At 72.1% G+C, this 22,777-nt stretch carries 13 protein-coding genes; 7 read left to right on the top strand and 6 right to left on the bottom strand.

The annotated features are described in order from the left end of the window. Positions 1–67 precede the first annotated feature (67 nt). The 3 genes from OHS82_RS06670 to trhA all read left to right on the top strand — a co-directional run bounded on the left by OHS82_RS06670 (position 68) and on the right by trhA (position 2,984). Positions 68–1,333 (top strand): sensor histidine kinase, encoded by a 1,266-nt coding sequence (locus OHS82_RS06670; RefSeq protein WP_328436034.1) that lies wholly within the window; start codon positions 68–70, stop codon positions 1,331–1,333. Between the two features lie 5 nt (positions 1,334–1,338). Beyond that, on the top strand, positions 1,339–1,971 hold the full coding sequence (locus tag OHS82_RS06665; protein WP_057580948.1) for a response regulator: 633 nt from the start codon (positions 1,339–1,341) through the stop codon (positions 1,969–1,971). 218 nt (positions 1,972–2,189) lie between these two features. Continuing rightward, positions 2,190–2,984, top strand: a complete 795-nt coding sequence (gene trhA / locus OHS82_RS06660; RefSeq protein ID WP_199863845.1) for a PAQR family membrane homeostasis protein TrhA — start codon at positions 2,190–2,192, stop codon at positions 2,982–2,984. A 47-nt stretch (positions 2,985–3,031) separates the two neighbouring features. On the opposite strand, the gene OHS82_RS06655 is transcribed toward trhA, so the two are convergent. Both OHS82_RS06655 and OHS82_RS06650 read right to left on the bottom strand, forming a co-directional pair. After that, positions 3,032–3,736: a response regulator transcription factor gene (locus tag OHS82_RS06655; RefSeq protein ID WP_328433488.1), complete on the bottom strand. Its 705-nt coding sequence runs from the start codon at positions 3,734–3,736 to the stop codon at positions 3,032–3,034. Then, on the bottom strand, positions 3,733–5,010 hold the full coding sequence (locus tag OHS82_RS06650; RefSeq protein WP_057580946.1) for a sensor histidine kinase: 1,278 nt from the start codon (positions 5,008–5,010) through the stop codon (positions 3,733–3,735). Before OHS82_RS06650 ends, OHS82_RS06655 begins: the two co-directional genes overlap by 4 nt. A gap of 132 nt (positions 5,011–5,142) precedes the next feature. Between OHS82_RS06650 and OHS82_RS06645 the strand changes: the two genes are divergently transcribed. Together OHS82_RS06645 and OHS82_RS06640 are read left to right on the top strand one after the other, a co-directional pair. Then, a complete protein-coding gene (locus OHS82_RS06645; RefSeq protein ID WP_328433487.1) occupies positions 5,143–5,709 on the top strand; it encodes a class I SAM-dependent methyltransferase in 567 nt (188 codons plus the stop codon). 13 nt (positions 5,710–5,722) lie between these two features. After that, positions 5,723–5,941: a DUF4232 domain-containing protein gene (locus tag OHS82_RS06640; RefSeq protein WP_107105277.1), complete on the top strand. Its 219-nt coding sequence runs from the start codon at positions 5,723–5,725 to the stop codon at positions 5,939–5,941. 95 nt (positions 5,942–6,036) lie between these two features. On the opposite strand, the gene OHS82_RS06635 is transcribed toward OHS82_RS06640, so the two are convergent. From OHS82_RS06635 to OHS82_RS06620, 4 genes are all read right to left on the bottom strand, one after another. Then, positions 6,037–6,684 carry a VC0807 family protein gene (locus OHS82_RS06635; RefSeq protein WP_199863843.1) on the bottom strand — a complete coding sequence of 216 codons (648 nt, stop codon included), beginning with the start codon at positions 6,682–6,684 and terminating at the stop codon, positions 6,037–6,039. Between the two features lie 154 nt (positions 6,685–6,838). After that, positions 6,839–7,459 carry a TetR/AcrR family transcriptional regulator gene (locus tag OHS82_RS06630; protein WP_063894287.1) on the bottom strand — a complete coding sequence of 207 codons (621 nt, stop codon included), beginning with the start codon at positions 7,457–7,459 and terminating at the stop codon, positions 6,839–6,841. Positions 7,460–7,537: 78 nt separating this feature from the next. Beyond that, complete coding sequence (locus OHS82_RS06625; RefSeq protein WP_242433240.1) at positions 7,538–8,533, bottom strand: Gfo/Idh/MocA family protein; 996 nt, start codon at positions 8,531–8,533, stop codon at positions 7,538–7,540. Continuing rightward, on the bottom strand, positions 8,530–9,909 hold the full coding sequence (locus OHS82_RS06620; RefSeq protein WP_057580942.1) for an NDP-hexose 2,3-dehydratase family protein: 1,380 nt from the start codon (positions 9,907–9,909) through the stop codon (positions 8,530–8,532). The genes OHS82_RS06625 and OHS82_RS06620 overlap by 4 nt, the downstream gene beginning before the upstream one ends. A gap of 359 nt (positions 9,910–10,268) precedes the next feature. Here OHS82_RS06620 and OHS82_RS06615 point away from each other — a divergent pair, with 359 nt between their 5' ends. Beyond that, positions 10,269–15,746: a type I polyketide synthase gene (locus OHS82_RS06615; protein WP_328433486.1), complete on the top strand. Its 5,478-nt coding sequence runs from the start codon at positions 10,269–10,271 to the stop codon at positions 15,744–15,746. Beyond that, the gene (locus tag OHS82_RS06610; protein ID WP_328433485.1) at positions 15,743–22,753 is read left to right on the top strand and encodes a type I polyketide synthase; all 7,011 of its coding nucleotides are present in this window, start codon (positions 15,743–15,745) and stop codon (positions 22,751–22,753) included. The genes OHS82_RS06615 and OHS82_RS06610 overlap by 4 nt, the downstream gene beginning before the upstream one ends. The last annotated feature ends 24 nt before the right edge of the window (positions 22,754–22,777 follow it).

The raw sequence follows: 22,777 nt of genomic DNA, 5'->3' as shown, positions 1-22,777 counted from the left end.
CGATGGCACCGGACCGGTGGGGCCGCCTACGGTCATGCACATGCACCCTCGGAATGTGTGGCAGGCCATGTCCCGGCCCGGCTTTCTGCTCTCGGCCTGGCCCTGGCGCTCCGCCGCGTATCTGCTCACCGGCGCGCTGACGGGCGCCGTCACCCTGGTGGGCATCGTGGCGGTGGCCGTGGTCTGCGGTGCGCTCGCCGTCGTCCTGGTGGGGCTGCCGCTGCTCGTGGTGGTCGCCCTCGGCGGGATACCGGTGGCCCGGGTGGAGCGGCGCAGGATGCGCCTGGTCGACCGCGACCCGGTGTCCGACGGGCACCGGACGCCGGCCGCACCGGGACTGCGACCCTGGCTGACCACCCGGCTGCGCGAACAGACGACCTGGCGTGAGCTCGGGTACACGCTGCTGTTCGCCGGGCTGCTGTGGCCGGTCGACGCGCTGGCCGTCACCGTCGCGCTGCTCTGCCCGATGTCCCTGGCGGCCACTCCGCTGCTGATGGCCACGGTCGGCGACGGCCACGAGGCGAAGGTGCTCAAACAGTGGACGGTCACCGCCTGGCCGACCGCCTTCGGCGTCGCCGTACTGGGCCTGCTCCTGACGGGCCTGGGCGCCTACCTCCTCGGTGTCACGGCGGGCGCCCGGGCCGGCCTGGCCCGGCTCCTGATCGCCCCACGCGAGGGCGACCTCGGCGCCACGGTGGTCGAACTGGCCCGCTCCCGTGTCCGGTTGGTCGACGCCTTCGAGGCCGAACGGCGCCGTATCGAGCGCGATCTGCACGACGGCGCCCAACAGCGCCTCGTCGCCCTGACGATGGCCCTCGGGCTGGCCCGCATGGACGCCCCGCCCGGCCCGCTGGCCGAGCAGCTCACCAGGGCCCACGAGGAGGCGGGCAAGGCGCTCGCGGAGCTGCGTGAGCTCATCCACGGCATCCACCCCCAGGTCCTCACGGACTACGGCCTGCCCGCCGCGATCAGCGACGCCGCCGACCGCTGCGTGGTCCCCGTCGACGTCGACCTCGCACTGCCGGGACGGCCCGCCCGGGCGATCGAATCCGCCGCCTACTTCGTGGTCTGCGAGGCGCTGGCCAACGTCGCCAAACACAGCGGCGCCGGCCGCGCGCAGGTCAGCGGGGGACATCACGAAGGACGCCTGTTCCTCGAAGTGCGCGACGACGGCCGCGGCGGTGCGGACCCCTCGGCCGGCAGCGGACTCACCGGACTCGCCGACCGGGTCTCGGTCCTCGATGGCAGACTTGCCCTGACCAGTCCGCCAGGTGGACCGACCCTCTTGCGTGTGGAGTTTCCTTGCGAGGTGCCCGAGGCGGCCGACCGCTGAGCGTAGTGCTGGCCGAGGACAGCGTGCTGCTGCGGGAAGGGCTCATCGGCCTGCTCGACCGCTGCGGACACCGGGTGGTGTCCGCGGTCGGGGACGCGCGGGCACTGGTCGACGCGGTCGAGGAACATGTCCCCGACATCGTCGTGACGGACGTGCGGATGCCGCCCGGTTTCCAGGACGAGGGACTGCACGCGGCAGTGCGGATGCGTGAGAAGCGCCCCGCACTGCCCGTCCTGGTCCTCAGCCAGTACGTGCAACGGACGTACGCCGCCGAACTCCTGGACTCCGGCGACGGATCGGGCGTCGGCTATCTGCTCAAGGACCGGGTCGGCCAGGTCGAGGAGTTCGTGGCAGCGCTGCACAAGGTGGCCGACGGCGGGACGGTGGTCGACCCCGAGGTGGTACGCCAGTTGCTGCGCCGCCGCCGCGATCCGCTGGAGCAGCTCACGCCGCGCGAACGCGAGGTGCTGGCACTGATCGCCGAAGGCAGGTCCAACGGCGCGATCGCCAAGGAGCTGGTGGTTTCCGAGGCGGCGATCGGCAAGCACATCGGCAACATCCTCACCAAGCTGGACCTGCCTCCGACGGACACCACGCACCGCAGGGTCCTGGCCGTCCTCGCCTACCTCCGGGCCTGACCCGCCCGCCGAGCGCGCGGGGCCGGCACGGCCGTGGCCGCCCCGTCCGGACGTCGACCACCACCCCGCCGGCACCACGGGCCCGGCGGCCGCCGTGACCGACCGGCGCTGACCGGCCGATGGTGACCGGCCGACGCTGACCGCCCGCCGGTGACCGGCCGACGCTGTGCGCCACCCCGCCGGACCGCTTGCCCAGGGCACTTCGAGAAGATGAGTGCATGATCGCCGATGAAACTGAGCCGCCGTCCCCGGACCGAGAGCCGCAGCCCGCACCCGGCAACACCTCCGACGCCGTGCGGGCCGCGGCGGAGGACGACTCACCCGCCGCGACCCGTCGGCCGACAGCCGCCACCGGGCTCGAAGGCGGTATGGAGCGTGCAGTGGCCGCGCTGAAGCCGCGGATGCGCGGCTGGCTGCACGCCGGCGTGTTCCCCCTCGCGCTGGCCGGCGGGATCGTCCTGATCGCCGTGTCGCGTTCGGGGGCGGCGGTGGCGGCCTGCGCGGTGTACGCGGTGTCGGCCTGCCTGCTGTTCGGCACCAGTGCGGTCTACCACCGCGGGACGTGGGGCCCGCGCGGTGAGGCGGTGCTGCGGCGGCTGGACCACGCGAACATCTTCCTCATCATCGCCGGCACCTACACCCCGCTGGCGGTACTGCTGCTGCCCGCGGACCGGCAGCGGCTGCTGCTGGCCGTGGTGTGGGCGGGCGCGCTCGCCGGGATCGCCTTCCGCACCCTGTGGATCGGGGCTCCCCGGTGGCTGTACACCCCGTGCTACATCGCGCTGGGCTGGGTGGCCGTCTTCAATCTCCCGGACTTCGCGCGCACCGGCGGCGCGGCCGTCGTCGTCCTCGTCGTCGTCGGCGGCCTGCTCTACACCGCGGGAGCCGTCGTCTACGGACTCAAGCGCCCGGACCCCTCACCCTCGTGGTTCGGCTTCCACGAGGTCTTCCACGCCCTGACGATCGCCGCCTTCGCCGCGCACTACACGGCCATCCTCCTCGCGGCCGCATAGCCGCACAGCCGCACAGCCGCATCGTGTCGGTGGGCGTCGGTCGCCGTTCAGTCCCCGGCCCGTATCAGCCCGCTCTCGTAGGCGAAGATCACTGCGTGGACACGGTCGCGGAGGCCGAGCTTGGTCAGGATGCGGCCGAGATGGGTCTTGACGGTCGTCTCTCCCACGAAGAGGCGCTCGGCGATCTCGCCGTTGGCCAGCCCCCGGGCGACCAGGGCGAGGACCTCTCGTTCCCGCTCGGTGAGCGCGGCCAGGCGGGCGCGCTGGGCGGCCGCGGAAGCGGGGGCCTGCCGGACGAAGCGTTCGACCAGACGCCGGGTGAGCGAGGGCGCCACCATGACCTCGCCCCGCAGCACCGCGCGGACGGTGACCAGGATCTCCTCGGCGGGGGCGTCCTTGACGAGGAATCCGTTCGCGCCGGCGCGCAGGGCCGCGTAGGCGTACTCGTCGAGATCGAAGGTGGTGACGACGAGGATTCTGGGGCCGTCGGGCTGCGCGCAGAGGTGTTCGGTCGCGGCGAGCCCGTCGAGACCGGGCATGCGCACGTCCATCAGGACGAGGTCCGGCTCCAGGGCGGCCACGCCCGTGATCGCCGCGTCCCCGTCGGCGGCCTCGCCCACCACGGTGAGGTCGGGCTGGCTGTCGATGACCATGCGCAGCCCCATCCGGATCAGCTCCTGGTCGTCGCAGATCAGCACCCGCGACGACGACGGGGCAGCATCCGGAGTCGGGGCCGGAGCCGGGCCGGTCATGGAGTCCCCGTGGTGGGCTCGGTCCCGGGGCGCAGGGTGGCGGTGACCCGGTAGCCTCCGCCGGGTGTGGGTCCGGCGTCGACGCTTCCGCCGTGAAGGGCGGCGCGTTCGCGCATGCCGGTGAGTCCGTGACCACGGGAGAGCAGCGGGGCGGGGCACTCCGGGACGGCTCCCGTTCCCGTTCCCGCTCCCGTTCCCGCCGAGTTCTCCACTTGGACGTGGACGAGTCGCCCCGGCCCCTCGGCGCCTGTGTCCACCCGTACCTGGATCGTGGCGTCCGGCGGGGCGTGCTTGACGACGTTGGTGAGCGCCTCCTGCACGATGCGGTACGTCTGCGCGGTGAGGTCCGCGGGAAGGCCGCCCGGCTCTCCGCGAAGGTCCAGCCGGGCGCGCGTGCCGTTCGTGTCGAGGCGCCCGACCAGGCGCCGCAGATCGGCGGAGAGAGAATCGCCGGCCCCGCCGTTGCCGTCGCCGGGGCTGCGGGCCGGGGGGTCCGCGTCCGGGGTGCGCAGCACCTCCAGCAGCCGGCGCAGTTCGTCCAGGGCCTCGCGGCCGGTCGCGCTGATGACACCGAGGGTGCGGTCGACGACCGTGGGGTCGGTGTGCCGCATCAGCCTGCCGCCCTCGGCGTTCAGCACCATCACGCTCACGCCGTGCGCGAGGACGTCGTGGATCTCGCGGGCGATACGCGCCCGCTCCTCGGCGACGGCGACCCGGGCCAGGGCGAGGCGCTCCGACTCGGCGAGCGCGGCCCGTCGCTCGAACTCGGCGACATAGGCGCGCCGGGCACGGATGTACTCGCCGAACACCCAGGCCCCGGCCAGCAGGAGCCCCACGGCGAGCGGGGTGAGCAAGGCACCGCGCGCGCCCGGGCCGCCGTGGTCCCGCTGCCACGCGGGAATCCACAGCAGTACGCAGGCGGCGGCACAGACCACCGTCGCCGCGGCGGCGCGGCGCAGGCCGCGTACCGTGAGGGTGGCCAGGGCCGCGGCCAGGGCGACGGCGCCGCGTCCCGGTTCCTGTCCCCACACCTGCCCGAGGTACTGCGCCCAGAACGCGGCCGTCACCAGGGCCGCGACGAGGACCGGCCGGTGACGGCGCCACAGCAGGGGCAGCACCAGGGCGGCGTACACGACCGCCTGTACCCAGACGGGCCGCCAGCCCGGCTGCGGGCGGATCACCGGGGGCACGGCCACCAGCACGAGCAGCAGGACGTCCGTCAGCCACGGATGTCCGCGCCGCAGGCGGGGCAGGGTCTCGATCAGCCGTTGCACCGACTCACGCTACGGCCGGGGCCCGCTCCCCGGCATCGTCCTGGCGGGCGTCACGGGGTCCTCCCGCAGTCGTACGGACACCGGCCGGAGATACGACGTGAGGCCACGCGCGGTGCTTCCAGCATGGCCGCCATGTCGATCACCACCGAGTTCCTCAGGCGGCCCCTCATGACCGGTGCCGTGGCGGCCAGTTCACGACGGCTGGCTTACGCGATGACCGAGGGCATCGGTCTGGAACGGGCCCGGATCGTCGCTGAACTCGGCCCGGGGACCGGGGTGTTCACCGATGCGATCCTCGCCCGGCTCGCCCCGGACGCACGGCTCGTCGCCGTCGAGCTCAACCCGGTGCTCGCCGCCCGGCTGTCGGCCACCCGGCACGATCCCCGGCTGACCGTGGTCCAGCGCACGGCCGCCGAACTGGCCGCCGCGGTGGGCGAACCGGTCGACGCGGTGGTCTCCGGGCTGCCCTGGACGGTCATGCCGCAGGACCGGCGCGGACACATCCTGGACGCCGTGACCGAAGTCCTCGCGCCCGGCGGCCGGTTCACCACCTTCGCCTATCTGCACGCGGCCTGGACCCCGCCCGCCCGCCACTTCACCGCGGAACTCGCCCGCCGCTTCGACCGGCTGGAACGCTCGAGGCCGGTGTGGACGAACCTTCCGCCCGCCTTCGTGCACCGGGCCACCCGGAGACCGTGACCGCGGACGAAGTGTGTCGACTGTGACCCTCGCGTCCGGCGCCGGCACGCAGTTCACCCTCACCTACCAGCCGTGGACGGCGGGCTCGGGCCAGGAGTTGAAGGCGACCACCGTCGTCGTGACCCCGCCCAACGAGACCACCCCGATGACCCTCACCTGGCCGGGCGGCAGCGTTCTGCTCCAGGGCGGCGACACCCACCCGGGCAGCTGCACCGGCCCCGTGGGCAGCTGACGGCTTCGGTCGGCCCCGAAGCCGAAGCCGAAGCCGGTCACGGTCGGAGGCCGATGTCGGTCAGCCACTGTCCGGTGGTGCGGGGGCGATGCCGATCAGTCGCTCGCCTCGTCCTGCTGGGTCGTCGTCGCGAAGGCGCGGCGGGGTCCGAGGTTGCCGAAGATCTTGGTGAGTGTGCGGGTGCGGACCAGTACGACCTGAGTGATCACCTGGAGGAAGATCCACGAGACCGCGTACAGGACGCCGTCCAGCGCGGGGACGCTGTCGACGGGCAAGGTGTAGGCCATGAGGAGCCGAAGCAGGGCGTCGCCCAGCAGGCCGACGCCCCACAGCACCGTCAAGCCGCGCCACACACGCCGGAACGACGCGTCGGACGCCCACAACCGCTCCAGCGTCGTGGTCTTCTGGGGCAGGAGGGTGCGCAGTGCCTGGTAGGTGAACGGGCGCCCGGTGAACAGGGTGACCAGCAGCCAGATTCCGGCCAGCGCGGTGAACAGGCCGTTGCGGGCCAGAGCGATGCGCGGGTCCGAGGTCAGCAGCGAAGCCACCGCGCTCACCGCGAGCAGTGCGAGGGTGAAGATCCCGATCGCGTCCAGTCGTCGATGGCGTATCGCGGAGTGGAGCGTGTGCAGAGCGGGCGCCGAACCGCTGAGCAGCAGGGCGGTGATCTCACCCGCTCCGTATGCACGTAACAGGTAATAGAGCCCCACGGGCAGCACGATGTCGCAGACGACGGTGACCAAGAAGGCCCAGGGTGGAGAGGGGCTCCCGGATGTGGTGGTGGATGCCGTCGCGGACTGTGCGGACGTGGGCGTCGTGGACTCAGGGCGGGGTGTGGGGGAGGTCATGAGATGTGCTCCGGAGTCGTGGCCTTGGGCATGCCGGCCGAACTTGGTCTCACACGGGCGTCGTGCAGCGGTCGAACGCGACCGTCAGTTCGCGAGCGCACAGGTCCAGGTCCATCGCCGCCTGGGACAGATGGCGGCGCAGGACGGCATCGATCGCGCCACGGATGGCCACGGCCATGGTGAGGCAGTCGAAGTCGGCGAACTCCCCTGCTTCACAGCCCTTTTCGAGCAGATCGGCGAGCCGGTCCACGGACATGATGCTGCGTTCGACGTCCTCCAGGCCGGTGATCTGCCGGTCCCGGATCATTTTGACGATCTCGGTGAGCGCCTGGGTGTGCATCGGATAGCGCGTGATGAAGTCGAAGTTCGACGTGATGTACGCGCTCAGCTTGCCGCGGTACGTCCGCTCGTCGCCCATACGTATGCCGGCCACTTTTTCGGCCATCTCGAGGATGACGCGGGCGGCTTCCGCGAAAAGCTCGGGCTTGCCGGAGAAGTGGTACGAGATCATTCCCGTACTGCAGAGTTCGGCCTGCTGCGAGATTCTGCTGAACGACGCCTTTGTGTAACCGGATTCGGCGAGCGTTTCGATAGCCGCCTGCACTATCTGCGCCCGCCGCGCATTCTGCGTGAAAGTCCTGGTCTGCGCCTTGGCTGTTCTGGCCGTCATGACTTCAGATTAACCGGGTCTTGATCGTGATTTTCCTAGAGTTCGGAGGTTCGTTGCCTCGTTGAGATAAGTCGGCAGTCAGCACACCGGCGTCCGTCGAGCCGTCCTGCGGACGGCGTCGACGAGCTCCATCGTGGCGACCGAGTCCATGAGTTGCCGGGTGTCGCCGCCGCCCGAGCGGCCTGCTCGCGCGAACTCCGCCAGCAGGAGCGCCAGCTGGTCGGCGGCGGGCAGGACCAGCCGCTCCTCGCGGTCCTGTTCCTCGATGACGAGCAGCGGCTGGTGGGTGGCCGGCGGGGTGAACGCCCGGGTCACCGTCAACCGGGCCCGGTCGCCCCACACCGTGTACGTCGACGCGTAGGCGTGCTCGAAGCCGAACGCCAACTCGGCCAGCACCCCCGACGGTGAGGTGAGCAGTACCTGCCCCGACAGGTCTAGGCCGTCAGAGGCGCGGGTGCGCAACGTCGCCCCGGCCACCTCCAGTCCCGGCCCGAGCAGGTGCACGGCGGCCCGCAGCGGGTACACGCCGACGTCGAGCAGCGCGCCGCCGCCCAGCCGGGCGTCGTAGCGGATGTCGTCCTGCGGCAGCGGCGGAATGCAGAACGCGGCACGGAAGGAGGCCGGCCGGCCCACGCGGCCGTCGGCCACCAGTTCCCGCACCCTGGCGTGTTGCGGATGGTGCAGGAACATGAAGTTCTCCCGCAGCGCCAGTCCGCGTTCCGCCGCCAGCGCGCACTGGGAACGCGCTTCGGCGGCGTCGACCCCGATCGGCTTCTCCACCAGCACGTGCTTGCCCGCTTGCAGTGCCGTCTCGGTCCAGTGGCGGTGCAGGGCCGTCGGGGTCGACACGTACACCGCGTCCACGTCCGTGCGCTCCAGCAGTGACTCGGCGTCCTCCTCGGCCGCGCAGTCGAACTGTTGCGCGAAGCGTGCCGCCTTCTTCGCCGCGCGTCCGGCGACGGCGACCAGCTCCCACTCCGGCATGCGGGTCACCGTGGGCAGAACCCGCCGCTCGGCCATCGACGAGGTACCGATCACGCCCAGGCGCAGCGGCCGCGCCGCCGGGGCCGTCACAGCGACCTCAGCGCGGTGACCAGCGTACGTGCCTGAACGCTCAAGTTGTGGCTGTAGCGCAGCAGTTCGTCGACCTGCCGCAGCGACACCCAGCGGAACTCGTCCGATTCCAGAGGCGTCTCGTCCTCGATCTCGATGATCACGTAGTGGCTCTGGGCGTTGAGGAACCGCCCGCCCTCCTCCGACAGCAGCACGTCGTACACGGCACTGCCGCGACGGTTCTGCACCTCGTCCAGGTAGGGCGGCCACGATGCGCGCGGCAGGTGCGAGTAGTTCTGGATCGTGCACTGCACCGTCGGCCCCAGCTCGACCACTGTCAGGAAGCCGGCCTCGGCGCGCGCCCGCAGCAGCACGTGGCGTACGCCGTCGACCCGGCGCACGAACAGGGCCGCGATGCCCGTCCCGTGCGGCTCGATCAGCGGCTGCGACCACGCCGCCACTTCACGGCGGCCCGAGACGACGTCCACGGCCACCACGCTGAAGTGGTGTCCGCGCACATGGGACACCGTGTGCGGATCGTGCCGCCAGCCCTGTGTGTCCGCCAGTCCGATGGAAGCCACGCTCACGTCGTGCTCCGCGCGTCGCCGAGTGATCCAACTGCGTATCTCGGCGTCCGAGTGCAGCGATCCGGCCAGGGCGGAGGCGTCCGCCCGCCAGTCGGGCAGGCACGACAGGACCGTCCGGGCGTCCATGTTCACGACGTTGTCCTGCCCGAGCAGCATGTTCACCTGACGCAGAGTCAGCCAGGCGAAGTCCTCGCCCGCCTCCACCTCAGGACCGACCCGCACGATCATGTTGCGGTTCCTCTTGCGGAGGAACCACGAACCCTGCTCCGACTGGAGGACGTCGGCCACCACCGCACCCGGCTCGGGACTGCGGAAACAGTCCAGGTACCGGACGGCCGAACCGCCGTGCACCCGCCTGTAGTTGCTCTTCGTAGCCTGGACGGTCGGCGACAACTGCATCCCGTTCACGTTGCCCGGCTCCGACTTCGCCTGCATCAGCAGGTGAGGTATCCCCCCGAAGTCCCGTATGGCGATCCCCAGGATGCCGATCTCGGGCTGATCGACGATCGGCTGCTCCCACGCCGGCACCGGACCGAAGTCCGAGTGGACCCGCAGCCCGTGCACCGAGAAGAAGCCACCGCTCGCGTGCCGCAGATCGCCGGTCCCCTCCTCGAACCGCCAGCCGGCCAGCCCCGCGAACGGCACCCGTTCCACCTGCTGCGGCTGCGCGCGACGCCTGTCCTCCAGCCACGCCTCGAGTTCCACGTCGCTCAGCACACCGCCGTCGACGGTCGCCGCGGAGACCGCCAGAGCCGCCAACGTGTGGGCCTCCTCGCCGTGCGACGCCGCAGGCGCGATTGTCGGAGTCATCAATCAGCCCTTCTCTCGACCGGGGAGTGCGACCGTTCGCGTGATCAACCAGGGCGGGCGCCGGCGCGCGCACCCGCGCCGAGGGACGCGCAGCCCGATCCGCCCCCACAGAGTGCCCGTTCGTATTCGAGCATTCGCCTAGACCGCGGCCCCTTGCGGCGGGCCCCGCCACTGGCTATGGCCCGCCACCGCGTCCGGCGGCAGTGGCCGCGACCTGCCCGGGCGACCGAGCGGGCAAGGCCCACGACGTGCCTAGAGATTCCCCTAGAGCGTTTCCCCGGATCGCCGGACAGCCCCTGTCCGCGTGCGAATGTGTGAGCCACCCCCAGCCTCCCGCCCCCGGTTTTGGAGTGCCATCGATGAACCAGCCGGTGCCCACCGCCGTCCGAAACACCGCTCCGGGTCACGAGCCCGTGGCCGTGGTCGGCCTCGCGTGCCGGCTCCCGGGCGCCGACGATCCGGCCGCCTACTGGGAGCTGCTGGCCGCGGGCCGCAGCGCCGTCACCGACACTCCGCAGGACCGGCGCACGGGCGCACCCGCCCAGGGCTGGCCCACCCCGCACGGTGGCACCGCACCCCTGCGCGGCGGCTACGTCAGCGCACCCGCCGACTTCGACGCCGCGTTCTTCGGCATCTCGCCCCGCGAGGCCGACGCCATGGACCCGCAGGCCCGCCTCGCTCTCGAACTGGGCTGGGAGGCCCTGGAGCACGCCCGCGTCCCGGTCACCGCCACCCTGCGCGATGTGGCGGTCTACCTGGGCGTCGACGGATGCGACTACGCCGACGTCGTCCGCGACGCCGGACAGGGAACCGGACACCACACGCTCACCGGCCTCCACCGCTCCCTCATCGCCAACCGGCTGTCCTACGCGCTCGGCGTCAGCGGCCCCAGCGTGACCGTCGACAGCGCTCAGTCGTCCTCCCTGGTCGCCGTCCAGCTCGCCTGCGACAGCCTCCGGCTCGGTGACTGCGACCTCGCCCTCGCCGGCGGAGTGCACCTCAACCTCGGTCCGCGAAGCTCCCTGGCCGCGGCCCAGTTCGGGGCGCTCTCCCCGGACGGCGCCTGCCACACCTTCGACGCCCGCGCCAACGGCTACGTACGCGGCGAAGGCGGCGGCATCGTCGTGCTGAAGCTGCTCTCACGCGCCGTCGCCGACGGCGACCGCATCCACGCCGTCATCCGCGGCGGCGCCCTGAACAACGACGGCGCCGGAACCAGCATCACCACTCCGGACGCCGACGCTCAAGCGGCCGTCCTGCGCACCGCGTGCCGGCGCGCCGGGGTCGACCCCGCCGGCATCGGCTACGTCGAACTCCACGGCACCGGAACCCGCGTCGGCGACCCCGTCGAGGCCGCCGCCCTCGGCGCGGTGCTCGGCACCGCCGACGGACGAAGCGCCCCGCTGGCCGTCGGCTCCGTGAAGACCAACATCGGCCACCTGGAAGGCGCCGCCGGCATCGCGGGACTGCTCAAGACGGTGCTCTGCCTGTCCCACCGTCGACTCGTGCCCAGCCTGAACCACGACGAGCCGAACCCCGCCATCGACCTCGACGGCCTCGGCCTGCGCGTCCAACGCGACACCACCGCCTGGGCCCCGGCCGTCGCCGGCGACCCGCTGCGCGCCGGAGTCTCCTCCTTCGGCATGGGCGGCACCAACGTCCACCTCGTCCTCGAAGAAGCCCCCGCGGCCGAAGAGGGCCTGCGGCAGCCGCGCACCACCCCGGCCACCGTGCCCTGGCTGCTGTCCGCCGCCACCCCTGGCGCGCTCCGCCTCCAGACGGACCGCCTCACCGCACACGTCCGCGACACCGACACCGACCCCGTCGACATCGCGTGGTCCCTGCTGACCACCCGCACCCCACTCGCGCACCGGGCCCTCGCCGTGGGCTCGGACACCGCCGGCCTGCTCAGCGGCATCACCGCAGCGGCCCCGTCCCACCCCCTCGACGGCGACGTGAACCGGCCCGTGTTCGTCTTCCCCGGCCAGGGGAGCCAGTGGGCCGGCATGGCCGCCGAACTCCTCGCGTCCTCACCCGTCTTCGCGGCACGCCTCACCGAGTGCGGCCGGGCACTGGCTCCGCACGTCGCATGGGATCTCGCCGCCGTGCTGCGCGGCGACGCCGACGCTCCGCCCCTGGACCGGTCCGACGTCGTGCAGCCCGTGCTCTGGGCCGTCATGGTGTCCCTGGCCGCCCTGTGGCAGTCGTACGGCGTCCGGCCCGCCGCCGTCGTCGGACACTCACAGGGCGAGATCGCCGCCGCCTGCGTGGCCGGAGCCCTCAGCCTGGAGGACGCCGCCCTGGTCGTCGCGCTGCGCAGCAAGATCCTCGTTCCGCTCGAGGGCCGCAGCGGAATGGTCGCGCTCGCCCTGTCCGAGGACGCCGCCCGCCGATTCACCGCGAAATGGGACGATCGCGTCACCGTCGCCGCCCTCAACGGCCCCGCCTCCACGGTCGTCTCCGCCGACATCGAGACCGTCGACGACATCCTCGCCACCGCGGAGCGCGAGAACATCCGTGCCGGCCGCGTCGGAATCGACTACGCCTCCCATTCGCCGCACGTGAACCCGGCGCGCGAGCAGATGCTCGACCTCCTCGCGGGGATCACCCCGCGCCGGCCGGACGTGCCCTTCCTGTCCACCGTCACCGGAGACTGGCTCGAAGGCCCGGTCACCGACGCCAGGTACTGGTACGACAACCTCCGCAACCCCGTCCTCCTGGAACCGGCCGTGCGTGCCCTGGCGCTCGCAGGTCACGGCGCTTTCGTCGAGGTCAGCCCGCATCCCGTGCTCATCGCCCCGGTCAAGGAGACCGTCGAGGCCGCGACCGGCCCCCGGCAGGCGGTCGTCACCGGAACCCTGCGCAGGGGCCAGGGTGGAGCCGCCCGGTTCCAGACCTCTCTCGGAGTCCTGTGGAGCCACGGCGCCGACGTCGACTGGACCCCCGTCTTCACCGGTCTGGCGCCCCGGCGTTGCGATCTGCCCACCTACGCCTTCCAGCGCCGACGCCACTGGGTCACCGGCGACTCCGACAACGCCGCGAACACGCCGACGGCCACCGCGACGGCACCCGCCGCCGACGCCCCCGTGACCACCACCACGGCGACCGCCTCCGACGACGAGGCGGGCTCCGGACTCGGCAGCGGTGACGCGCTCCGCCTCGTCCGCGAGTGCACCGCGGTCGTCCTCGGCTACCCGGACCAGGCCCTGGTCGACCCCCAGCGGACCTTCAAAGAGCTCGGCATCGACTCCGTCACCGCCGTCGAGCTGCGCGACCGGATCAACTCCGTCGGCGGCCTCACCCTCGCGACGACCGCCGTCTACGAGTACCCCACGCCCGCCCGGCTCGCCGAGAGCCTGAGCGCCTCGGCCCCCGCCTCCACCGAAGCCGCCTCACGCGATCTCCACGCGCTCGCCGACGAACCGATCGCGATCGTGTCGATGGGGTGCCGCTTCCCGGGCGGCGTCCGCGCCCCCGAGGATCTGTGGCGCCTGGTCCGCGACGAGACCGATGCCGTCACCGCGTTCCCCACCGATCGCGGCTGGGACGTCGAGGCCCTCTACGACCCCGACCCCGACCGCACCGGCACCACCTATGTGCGCGAGGGCGGGTTCCTGGAGGGCGCGGCCGACTTCGACGCCGCCTTCTTCGGGATCTCCCCGCGTGAGGCGACGGCGATGGACCCGCAGCAGCGACTTCTCCTGGAAACCTCCTGGGAGACGATCGAACGGGCAGGACTCGACCCCCGCGCTCTGCACGCCACTGCCACCGGCGTCTTCGTCGGAGTCACCGCGCCCGAGTACGGCCCCCGCCTCCACGAGGCCGGTGAAGCCGTCGAGGGCCACCTCCTCACGGGCACGACGGCCAGTGTGGCGTCCGGGCGCATCGCCTATGCCCTGGGACTGGAGGGCCCGGCGGTCACCGTCGACACGGCCTGCTCCTCCTCCCTGGTCGCCCTGCACCTGGCGGTGCGCGCGCTGCGCTCCGGAGAGTGCTCACTGGCCCTCGCCGCCGGCGCCACCGTGATGTCCGGCCCCGGCATGTTCGTCGAGTTCAGCCGTCAGCGCGGCCTGGCCGCCGACGGCCGCTGCAAGCCCTTCGCGGCCGGCGCCGACGGCACCAACTGGGCCGAGGGTGTGGGTGTGCTGTTGCTGGAGCGGTTGTCGGACGCGCGGGCGCTGGGGCATCAGGTGCTGGCGGTGGTGCGGGGTTCGGCGATCAATCAGGACGGTGCGTCGAACGGGTTGACGGCTCCGAACGGTCTTGCGCAGCAGCGGGTGATCCGTGCGGCGCTGGCGGACGCGGGTCTGTCGGCTGCGGATGTGGACGTGGTGGAGGCGCACGGCACGGGGACGAAGCTGGGCGACCCGATCGAGGCGCAGGCGCTGCTGGCGACCTACGGTCAGGAGCGCCAGGGCGACCGCCCGTTGTGGCTCGGGTCCCTCAAGTCGAACATCGGCCACGCGCAGGCGGCGGCCGGCGTCGGTGGCGTGATCAAGATGGTGCAGGCCATGAGGGCAGCGGTGCTGCCCAAGTCCCTTTACGCCGGGACCCCGTCGCCGCTCGTCGACTGGTCGTCGGGTGCGGTGGAGCTGCTGGCGCAGGCCCGTGCGTGGGAGGAGACCGAGGGCCGGCCGCGGCGGGCGGCGGTGTCGTCGTTCGGCATCAGCGGCACCAACGCCCACGTCGTCCTCGAAGGCGTGACCGAACCGGCCGTGACCGAACCGGCCGTGCTTGAACCGGCGGGGACGGAGCCGGCTGCGACCGAGCTCGCTCACTCGGTCGCGGGCGCGCCTGCCCGTGAGGTCGCACTGCCCTGGCTCGTCTCCGCCCGCACTCCGTCCGCGCTCGCGGAGCAGGAGGCCCGGCTCACGAAGTTCACCGCCGAGTCCAGCTCCCTCGACGCGGTGGATGTGGCGTGGTCGTTGTGGCGTTCGCGGTCGGTGTTCGAGTGCCGGTCGGTGGGTGTGGCGGGTGAGTGGGTGGTGTCGGGTTCTGTGGTGGGTGGTGCTGCGTCTCCGGTGTTCGTGTTTCCGGGTCAGGGTGCGCAGTGGGTGGGTATGGCGGTGGAGTTGTTGGATGTGTCGGAGGTGTTTGCTGCGCGGTTTGTTGAGTGTGGTGTGGCGTTGGAGGGGTTGGTGGATTGGTCGTTGGTGGATGTGGTGCGGGGGGTGGGGGGTGCGCCTGGGTTGGATCGGGTGGATGTGGTGCAGCCGGTGTTGTGGGCGGTGATGGTGTCGTTGGCTGCGTTGTGGGAGTCGTTCGGTGTGCGGCCGGCTGCGGTGGTGGGTCATTCGCAGGGGGAGATTGCTGCTGCGGTGGTGGCGGGTGCGTTGAGTGTGGTGGATGGTGCGCGGGTGGTGGCGTTGCGGTCGCGGGCGATTGTGGCGTTGGCGGGTGGTGGGGGGATGGTGTCGGTGGCTCTTGCTGCTGAGGGTCCTGGTGGTGTGTCGGAGTTGGTGGGTCGTTGGGGTGGTCGGGTGTCGGTGGCGGCGGTGAATGGTCCGTCGTCGACGGTGGTGTCGGGTGATGTGGGTGCGTTGGATGAGTTGGTGGAGTTGTGTGAGGGGTTGGGGGTGAGGGTGCGTCGGATCGATGTGGATTATGCGTCGCATTCGGCTGGTGTGGATGTGTTGGAGGGGGAGTTGGCTGAGGTGTTGGGTTCGGTGTCGGCGTTGGTGCCGTCGGTGCCGTTCTTGTCGACGGTGACGGGTGAGTGGGTTGAGGGTGCGGTGACGGATGGGGGTATTGGTTCCGGAATCTGCGGCAGTCGGTGTTGTTGGAGCCGGTGGTGCGGCGTCTGGTGGGGGAGGGGTTCGGTGCGTTTGTGGAGATGAGTCCGCATCCGGTGTTGGCGGTGCCGATCGGTGAGACGGTCGAGGCTGTGGGTGGGGATGCGGTGGTGGTGGGTTCGTTGCGTCGTGGTGAGGGTGGTCTGGAGCGGTTCTACCTGTCGTTGGGTGAGGCGTGGGCTGGGGGTGTGGCGGTCGACTGGGGGCCGGTGTTCGCGGGGTTGTCGCCGTGTCGGGTGGAGTTGCCGACGTATGCGTTCCAGCGCAGCCGCTACTGGCTGGACCTGCCGAAGCCTGTGGTGGGTGCGGATCCGGTGGAGGAGGAGTTCTGGCGGACCGTCGAGGAGGGTGACCTCGAAGGGCTCGCGGGCACGCTCGGTGTGGCGGAGGGGCTGGAGAGCGTCGTGCCGGCTCTCGCCGCCTGGCGCACCGCACACCGCGAGCGAGGAGTGGTCGACGGATGGCGGCACCGCGTGGAGTGGCGGCCGCTGACCACGACAGCCCCCGCCGCCGCCGGAGGAACCTGGCTGATCGTCGCCCCCGAGTCGATGGAAGGCGACCACCTGGTCACCGACGTGCGGGCGGAACTGGAAGCACGCGGAGCTCGTGCTGTCGTCGTCGCCGTCGACGCCGCCCGGCTGGACCGGGCTGCGCTCGGGGCACTGTTGACCACCGCCGACGTGTTCGCCGGGGCGCTGTCGCTGCTGGCGCTCGACGAGCGGCCGCACCCCCGGCAGCCGGCCGTACCGCTCGGGCTCGCCGGCACCCTCACACTCCTGCAGGCCCTCGGCGACGTGGGCATCGACGCACCGCTGTGGTGTGTGACCCGAGGCGCCGTGGCCGTCGGCGACGACGACGGGCCGGCGGCGCCCGAGCAGGCCGGCGTCTGGGGCATCGGCCGGAGCGCCGCCCTGGAACACCCCAAGCGCTGGGGCGGACTCGTCGACCTGCCGCAGGCCGGGGCGCACGGCTTCACGGGGCTGCTGCTGGACGCCGTCACGGCAGGCGTGGCGGAGGACCAGGTGGCCCTGCGAGACGGCAGGACGTACGGCCGTCGGCTCGTCCACGCCGCCACCCTCGGCAAGCCGGCACCGCGTGACTGGCGTCCGCGCGGCACCGTCCTCGTCACCGGGGGAACCGGCGCGCTCGGCGCCCATGTCGCCCGATGGCTGGCCACCCGTGGAGCCGAACACCTCGTCCTGACCGGACGTCGTGGCGACGGCTCCCACCTCGCCGCTCTGCGGGACGAACTCGCAGACCACGGCACCCGGATCACGGTCGCCGCCTGTGACACCGCGGACCGCCAGGCGCTCGCCGACCTGGTCGACGGCCTTGCCGGGAGCGGCAGTCCGGTGCGGTCGGTCGTCCACGCGGCAGGCGTCAGCGTCCTCGGCCCGATCACGGAGACCGACGTCGACGACCTCGCCGCGACGCTGTCCGGCAAGGTGCTCGGCGCCGCCCACCTCGACGAGGTGCTGGACACGGCCGAACTCGACGCCGTCGTCTACTTCTCCTCGATCTCCGGCACCTGGGGGGTCGCCGACCACGCCGCCTACGGCGCCGCGAACGCGATCCTCGACGCCCGTGCCGAACGCCGGCGCGCCGACGGCGCGCCCGTGCTCAGCGTGGCCTGGGGACCCTGGGCCGGCGGCGGCATGATCGCCGAATCCGTCCAGAACGACCTGCGCCGTCGCGGCGTCCCCGTCATCGAGCCGGCCACCGCGATCACCGGCCTTCAGCAGGCCCTCGACCACGAGGACACGGTCGTCGCGGTCGCCGACGTCGACTGGCGACGGTTCGCGGAGGTCTTCACCTCCGCACGCGGCAGTGCCCTCCTCGCGGAACTCTCCCCCTCCGGAGTCGAGACGACGGAAACGCTTGCCGGGGCCGCCCGGGGCGACGACGTCTCCGCCGCGCTGCGCGAGATGGCAGATCTCGAGCCCGGGCGGCGGACCGCCGCACTGCACGCCCTGATCGGCGCCCACGTGGCAGGGGCGCTGGGGCACGCGGACGCGGAAGCGGTCAGCGTCGACGCCGCCTTCAAGGAACTCGGCCTCGACTCCCTCACCGCTGTGGCACTGCGCGACCGACTGCAGCGTGCCACCGGCCTGAAGCTGCCCACCACCGTCGTCTTCGACCACCCCAGCATCTCCGCGCTCGCCGCCTGCGTCGACGACCTGGCCTTCGGCGGCAGGCGCGCGGACGCGCGGCCCGCCACGGACACCGCCGGCGCGGTCGCTCCGACGGCCGCCGACGAACCGATCGCGATCGTGTCGATGGGGTGCCGCTTCCCCGGCGGCGTGCGCGCCCCCGAGGACCTGTGGCGTCTCGTGGCCGACGGCATGGACGTCATGTCCCCGCTGCCCACCGACCGCGGCTGGGACCTCGACGCCCTCTACGACCCCGACCCCGACCGCCTCGGCACCAGCTACGTCCGGGAGAGCGGATTCCTCGACGACGCGGCCGAGTTCGACGCCGCGTTCTTCGGGATCTCGCCGCGTGAGGCGACGGCGATGGACCCGCAGCAGCGACTGCTGCTGGAGACGACCTGGGAGACCCTGGAGCGCGCCGGCATCGACCCCAGGACACTGCGGGGCAGCTCGACCGGCGTGTACGTCGGCCTGACCGACCAGGAATACGCAGACCGGCTGCGCGCTGCCTCCGGGGACAACGAGGGATACCTCGCGACCGGAGCGGCAGCCAGTGTGGCGTCCGGGCGCATCGCCTATGCCCTGGGACTGGAGGGCCCGGCGGTCACCGTCGACACGGCCTGCTCCTCCTCCCTGGTCGCCCTGCACCTGGCGGTGCGCGCGCTGCGCGCCGGTGAGTGCCGTCTGGCGGTGGCCGGTGCTGCCACCGTGATGTCGGGACCCGGGGCGTTCGTCGCCTTCAGTCGCCAGCGTGCCCTCGCACCCGACGGCCGCTGCAAGCCCTTCGCCGCCGACGCCGACGGATTCGCCCTGTCCGAGGGTGTGGGTGTGCTGTTGCTGGAGCGGTTGTCGGACGCGCGGGCGCTGGGGCATCAGGTGCTGGCGGTGGTGCGGGGTTCGGCGATCAACCAGGACGGTGCGTCGAACGGGTTGACGGCTCCGAACGGTCTTGCGCAGCAGCGGGTGATCCGTGCGGCGCTGGCGGACGCGGGTCTGTCGGCTGCGGATGTGGACGTGGTGGAGGCGCACGGCACGGGGACGAAGCTGGGCGACCCGATCGAGGCGCAGGCGCTGCTGGCGACCTACGGTCAGGAGCGCGAGGGCGACCGCCCGTTGTGGCTCGGGTCCGTGAAGTCCAACATCGGCCACACCCAGGCCGCTTCGGGCATGGCCGGGATCATCAAGATGGTGCAGGCCATGCGCCACGCCACGCTGCCCGAGTCGCTGCGAGGCGATCAGCCTTCCCCGATCGTCGACTGGTCGTCGGGTGCGGTGGAGTTGCTGGCGCAGGCCCGTGCGTGGGAGGAGACCGAGGGCCGGCCGCGGCGGGCGGCGGTGTCGTCGTTCGGCATCAGCGGGACGAACGCCCACGTCGTCCTGGAAGCGCCGCCGCAGGACGTCGCGGACGCCGACTCCGAGCCGGCCGGGCGCAACCCGGCGCACGACCGGGCGGTCGTGCCCCTCCTCACCTCGGCCCGCACGGAAGCGGCGCTGGCCGCCCAGGTCCGGCAGCTGACCGCGCACCTGGAGTCCACCGCGGCCGACGTGGTGGATGTGGCGTGGTCGTTGTGGCGTTCGCGGTCGGTGTTCGAGTGCCGGTCGGTGGGTGTGGCGGGTGAGTGGGTGGTGTCGGGTTCTGTGGTGGGTGGTGCTGCGTCTCCGGTGTTCGTGTTTCCGGGTCAGGGTGCGCAGTGGGTGGGTATGGCGGTGGAGTTGTTGGATGTGTCGGAGGTGTTTGCTGCGCGGTTTGTTGAGTGTGGTGTGGCGTTGGAGGGGTTGGTGGATTGGTCGTTGGTGGATGTGGTGCGGGGGGTGGGGGGTGCGCCTGGGTTGGATCGGGTGGATGTGGTGCAGCCGGTGTTGTGGGCGGTGATGGTGTCGTTGGCTGCGTTGTGGGAGTCGTTCGGTGTGCGGCCGGCTGCGGTGGTGGGTCATTCGCAGGGGGAGATTGCTGCTGCGGTGGTGGCGGGTGCGTTGAGTGTGGTGGATGGTGCGCGGGTGGTGGCGTTGCGGTCGCGGGCGATTGTGGCGTTGGCGGGTGGTGGGGGGATGGTGTCGGTGGCTCTTGCTGCTGAGGGTCCTGGTGGTGTGTCGGAGTTGGTGGGTCGTTGGGGTGGTCGGGTGTCGGTGGCGGCGGTGAATGGTCCGTCGTCGACGGTGGTGTCGGGTGATGTGGGTGCGTTGGATGAGTTGGTGGAGTTGTGTGAGGGGTTGGGGGTGAGGGTGCGTCGGATCGATGTGGATTATGCGTCGCATTCGGCTGGTGTGGATGTGTTGGAGGGGGAGTTGGCTGAGGTGTTGGGTTCGGTGTCGGCGTTGGTGCCGTCGGTGCCGTTTTTGTCGACGGTGACGGGTGAGTGGGTTGAGGGTGCGGTGACGGATGGGGGGTATTGGTTCCGGAATCTGCGGCAGTCGGTGTTGTTGGAGCCGGTGGTGCGGCGTCTGTTGGGGGAGGGGTTCGGTGCGTTTGTGGAGATGAGTCCGCATCCGGTGTTGGCGGTGCCGATCGGTGAGACGGTCGAGGCTGTGGGTGGGGATGCGGTGGTGGTGGGTTCGTTGCGTCGTGGTGAGGGTGGTCTGGAGCGGTTCTACCTGTCGTTGGGTGAGGCGTGGGCTGGGGGTGTGGCGGTCGACTGGGGGCCGGTGTTCGCGGGGTTGTCGCCGTGTCGGGTGGAGTTGCCGACGTATGCGTTCCAGCGCAGCCGCTACTGGCTGGACCTGCCGAAGGTGCAGGCGGGGGTCGATCCGGCGCAGGAGGAGTTCTGGCGGATCGTGGAGGAGGGTGACGTCGAGGGGTTGGCGGGCACGCTCGGGCTGGAGGGGACCGGGGGTCTTGGTGATGTCCTGCCGGCGTTGTCGGCGTGGCACCGGGGACGGCAGGGCCGGGCGAAGCTGGACAGTTGGCGTTACCGGGTGGCGTGGCGGCCCTACCAGCTCCCCGAAGGAGCCGCGCTCGACGGGACCTGGCTCCTCGTCGTCCCCGAACGGTGGACGGACGACGACGTGACGGTCCGGGCGCGACGCGTTCTGGAGGAGGCGACGCGAGTCATCCTGGTCGTCGTGCCGGAGCGGGCTGACCGGACGGTCGTCGCCGAACTGCTGGAGGCCGCGGTGAAACCCGGCGACGCGCCCGCCGGCGTGCTGTCGCTGCTGGCCCTGGACGACACACCGGACAAGCGCAGCCCGGGTGTCACCAGGGGACTGCTCGGCTCCATGGCCTTGAGTCAGGCCCTCGCGGACAACGCGATCCACGCGGGGCTGTGGTCACTGACGCGCGGCGCCGTCGCCGTCGACGGAGGGGACGAGCCGGTCGCCGGCCAGGCTGCCGTGTGGGGTCTGCTCCGGGTGGCCGCTCTGGACGATCCCGAGCGGTCCGGCGGGCTGGTGGACCTCCCCGTGGACGGCGGCACCGAACTGCTGTCGCGGCTGCCCGCGCTGCTCGCGGCAGGCGACGCGTCCGGCGGAGAGAGCGAGTTCGCGCTCCGGCCCGGGCCGAGGGCGGTGCACGTCCGGCGGATGGTGCGCGCCCCGCTCGCCGGCTCCGTCGAGGCGCCGGTGTGGCAACCGCGAGGCTCCGTACTCATCACCGGAGGCACCGGGGCGCTCGGCGCCCATGTGGCAAGGGATCTCGCCCGCGAGGGCGCGGAGCATCTGGTGCTGACCAGCCGGCGCGGTCCCGACGCGCCCGGTGCGGCTGAGCTCGAGCGCGAACTGACCGACCTCGGATGCCGGGTGACCGTCGTCGCCTGCGACGTGGCCGACCGCGGCGCGCTCGCCGAGGTCATGCGGGGCATCCCGGAAGAGACTCCCCTGACCGCGGTCGTCCACACCGCGGGCGCCGTCGACCGGGCGCGGCCGCTCACGAAGATCGACGCCGACGAGGCCGTCGAGCTGATGCACGCCAAGGTCGTGGGCGCCGAGAACCTGCACGAGCTGCTGGGCGCACAGCCGTTGGACGCCTTCGTGCTCTTCTCCTCCGGAGCCGGCGTCTGGGGCAACGGCGGCCAGGGGCCGTACGCGGCGGCCAACGCCCACCTCGACGCGCTCGCCGAACGGCGCCGCGCCGTCGGCCTGCCCGCCACCTCGATCGCCTGGGGCGCCTGGGCCGGCGGCGGCATGGTCGACGCCGAGGTCGGCGAGCAGCTGGCGCGGCGCGGAGTGCCCGCGATGGAGCCGGCGCTCGCCGTGCGCGCCCTGCGCGAATCGGTGGCGGCGGACGAGACCACCGTCGTCGTGGCGGACATCCGCTGGGACCGGTTCGTTCCCGCCTACTGTGCCCACGGGCACCGCCCGCTGATCGACGAGATCCCGGACGTACAGACCCTGCCGGCCGCGCAGGACGCCGAACGGGCGGCCGGGCGCACCGCGGACGCGAGCACAGCGGCCGACGGGCTCCGTGGCGAACTGGCCGCGTTGCCGGCCGCCAAGCGCAAGCGCCGGCTGGCCGAGCTGGTCCGGACGCACGTCGTCGCGGTCCTCGGCTCCGGAGCCGCCGACGTCGTCAGGCCCGGCCGGGCCTTCCGGGACATGGGATTCGATTCCCTGACCGCTGTCGAACTGCGCAACCGGCTGGGTTCCGCACTCGGCGCAAAGCTCTCGGCGACGCTCGTCTTCGACCACCCGACGCCGAACGCCCTCGCCGACCACCTGGGCGCGGAACTCTTCCCCGAGGACGACGGCGACAGCGCGCTCGACCCCCGGCTGAAGGAGATCGAGGCGGCCTACCGCGCCACCTCGGACCCGGCCGGCAGGGCGGAACTCGCCGAGGCGCTGCGCGGACTGCTCGAATCCTGGGCGGCGCCCACCGGCGCACCCACCCCCGCGACCGTGGACGAGGAACTGGTCGGCGCCTCCGACCAGGACATGTTCGACCTGATCGACAAGGAACTCGGGATCTCCTGAGCGCACCCCCGACACGACTTCCCG

The sequence above is a fragment of the Streptomyces sp. NBC_00425 genome (assembly GCF_036030735.1).
Classification (GTDB): domain Bacteria; phylum Actinomycetota; class Actinomycetes; order Streptomycetales; family Streptomycetaceae; genus Streptomyces.
This window is presented reverse-complemented; position numbering and strand designations above follow the sequence as displayed.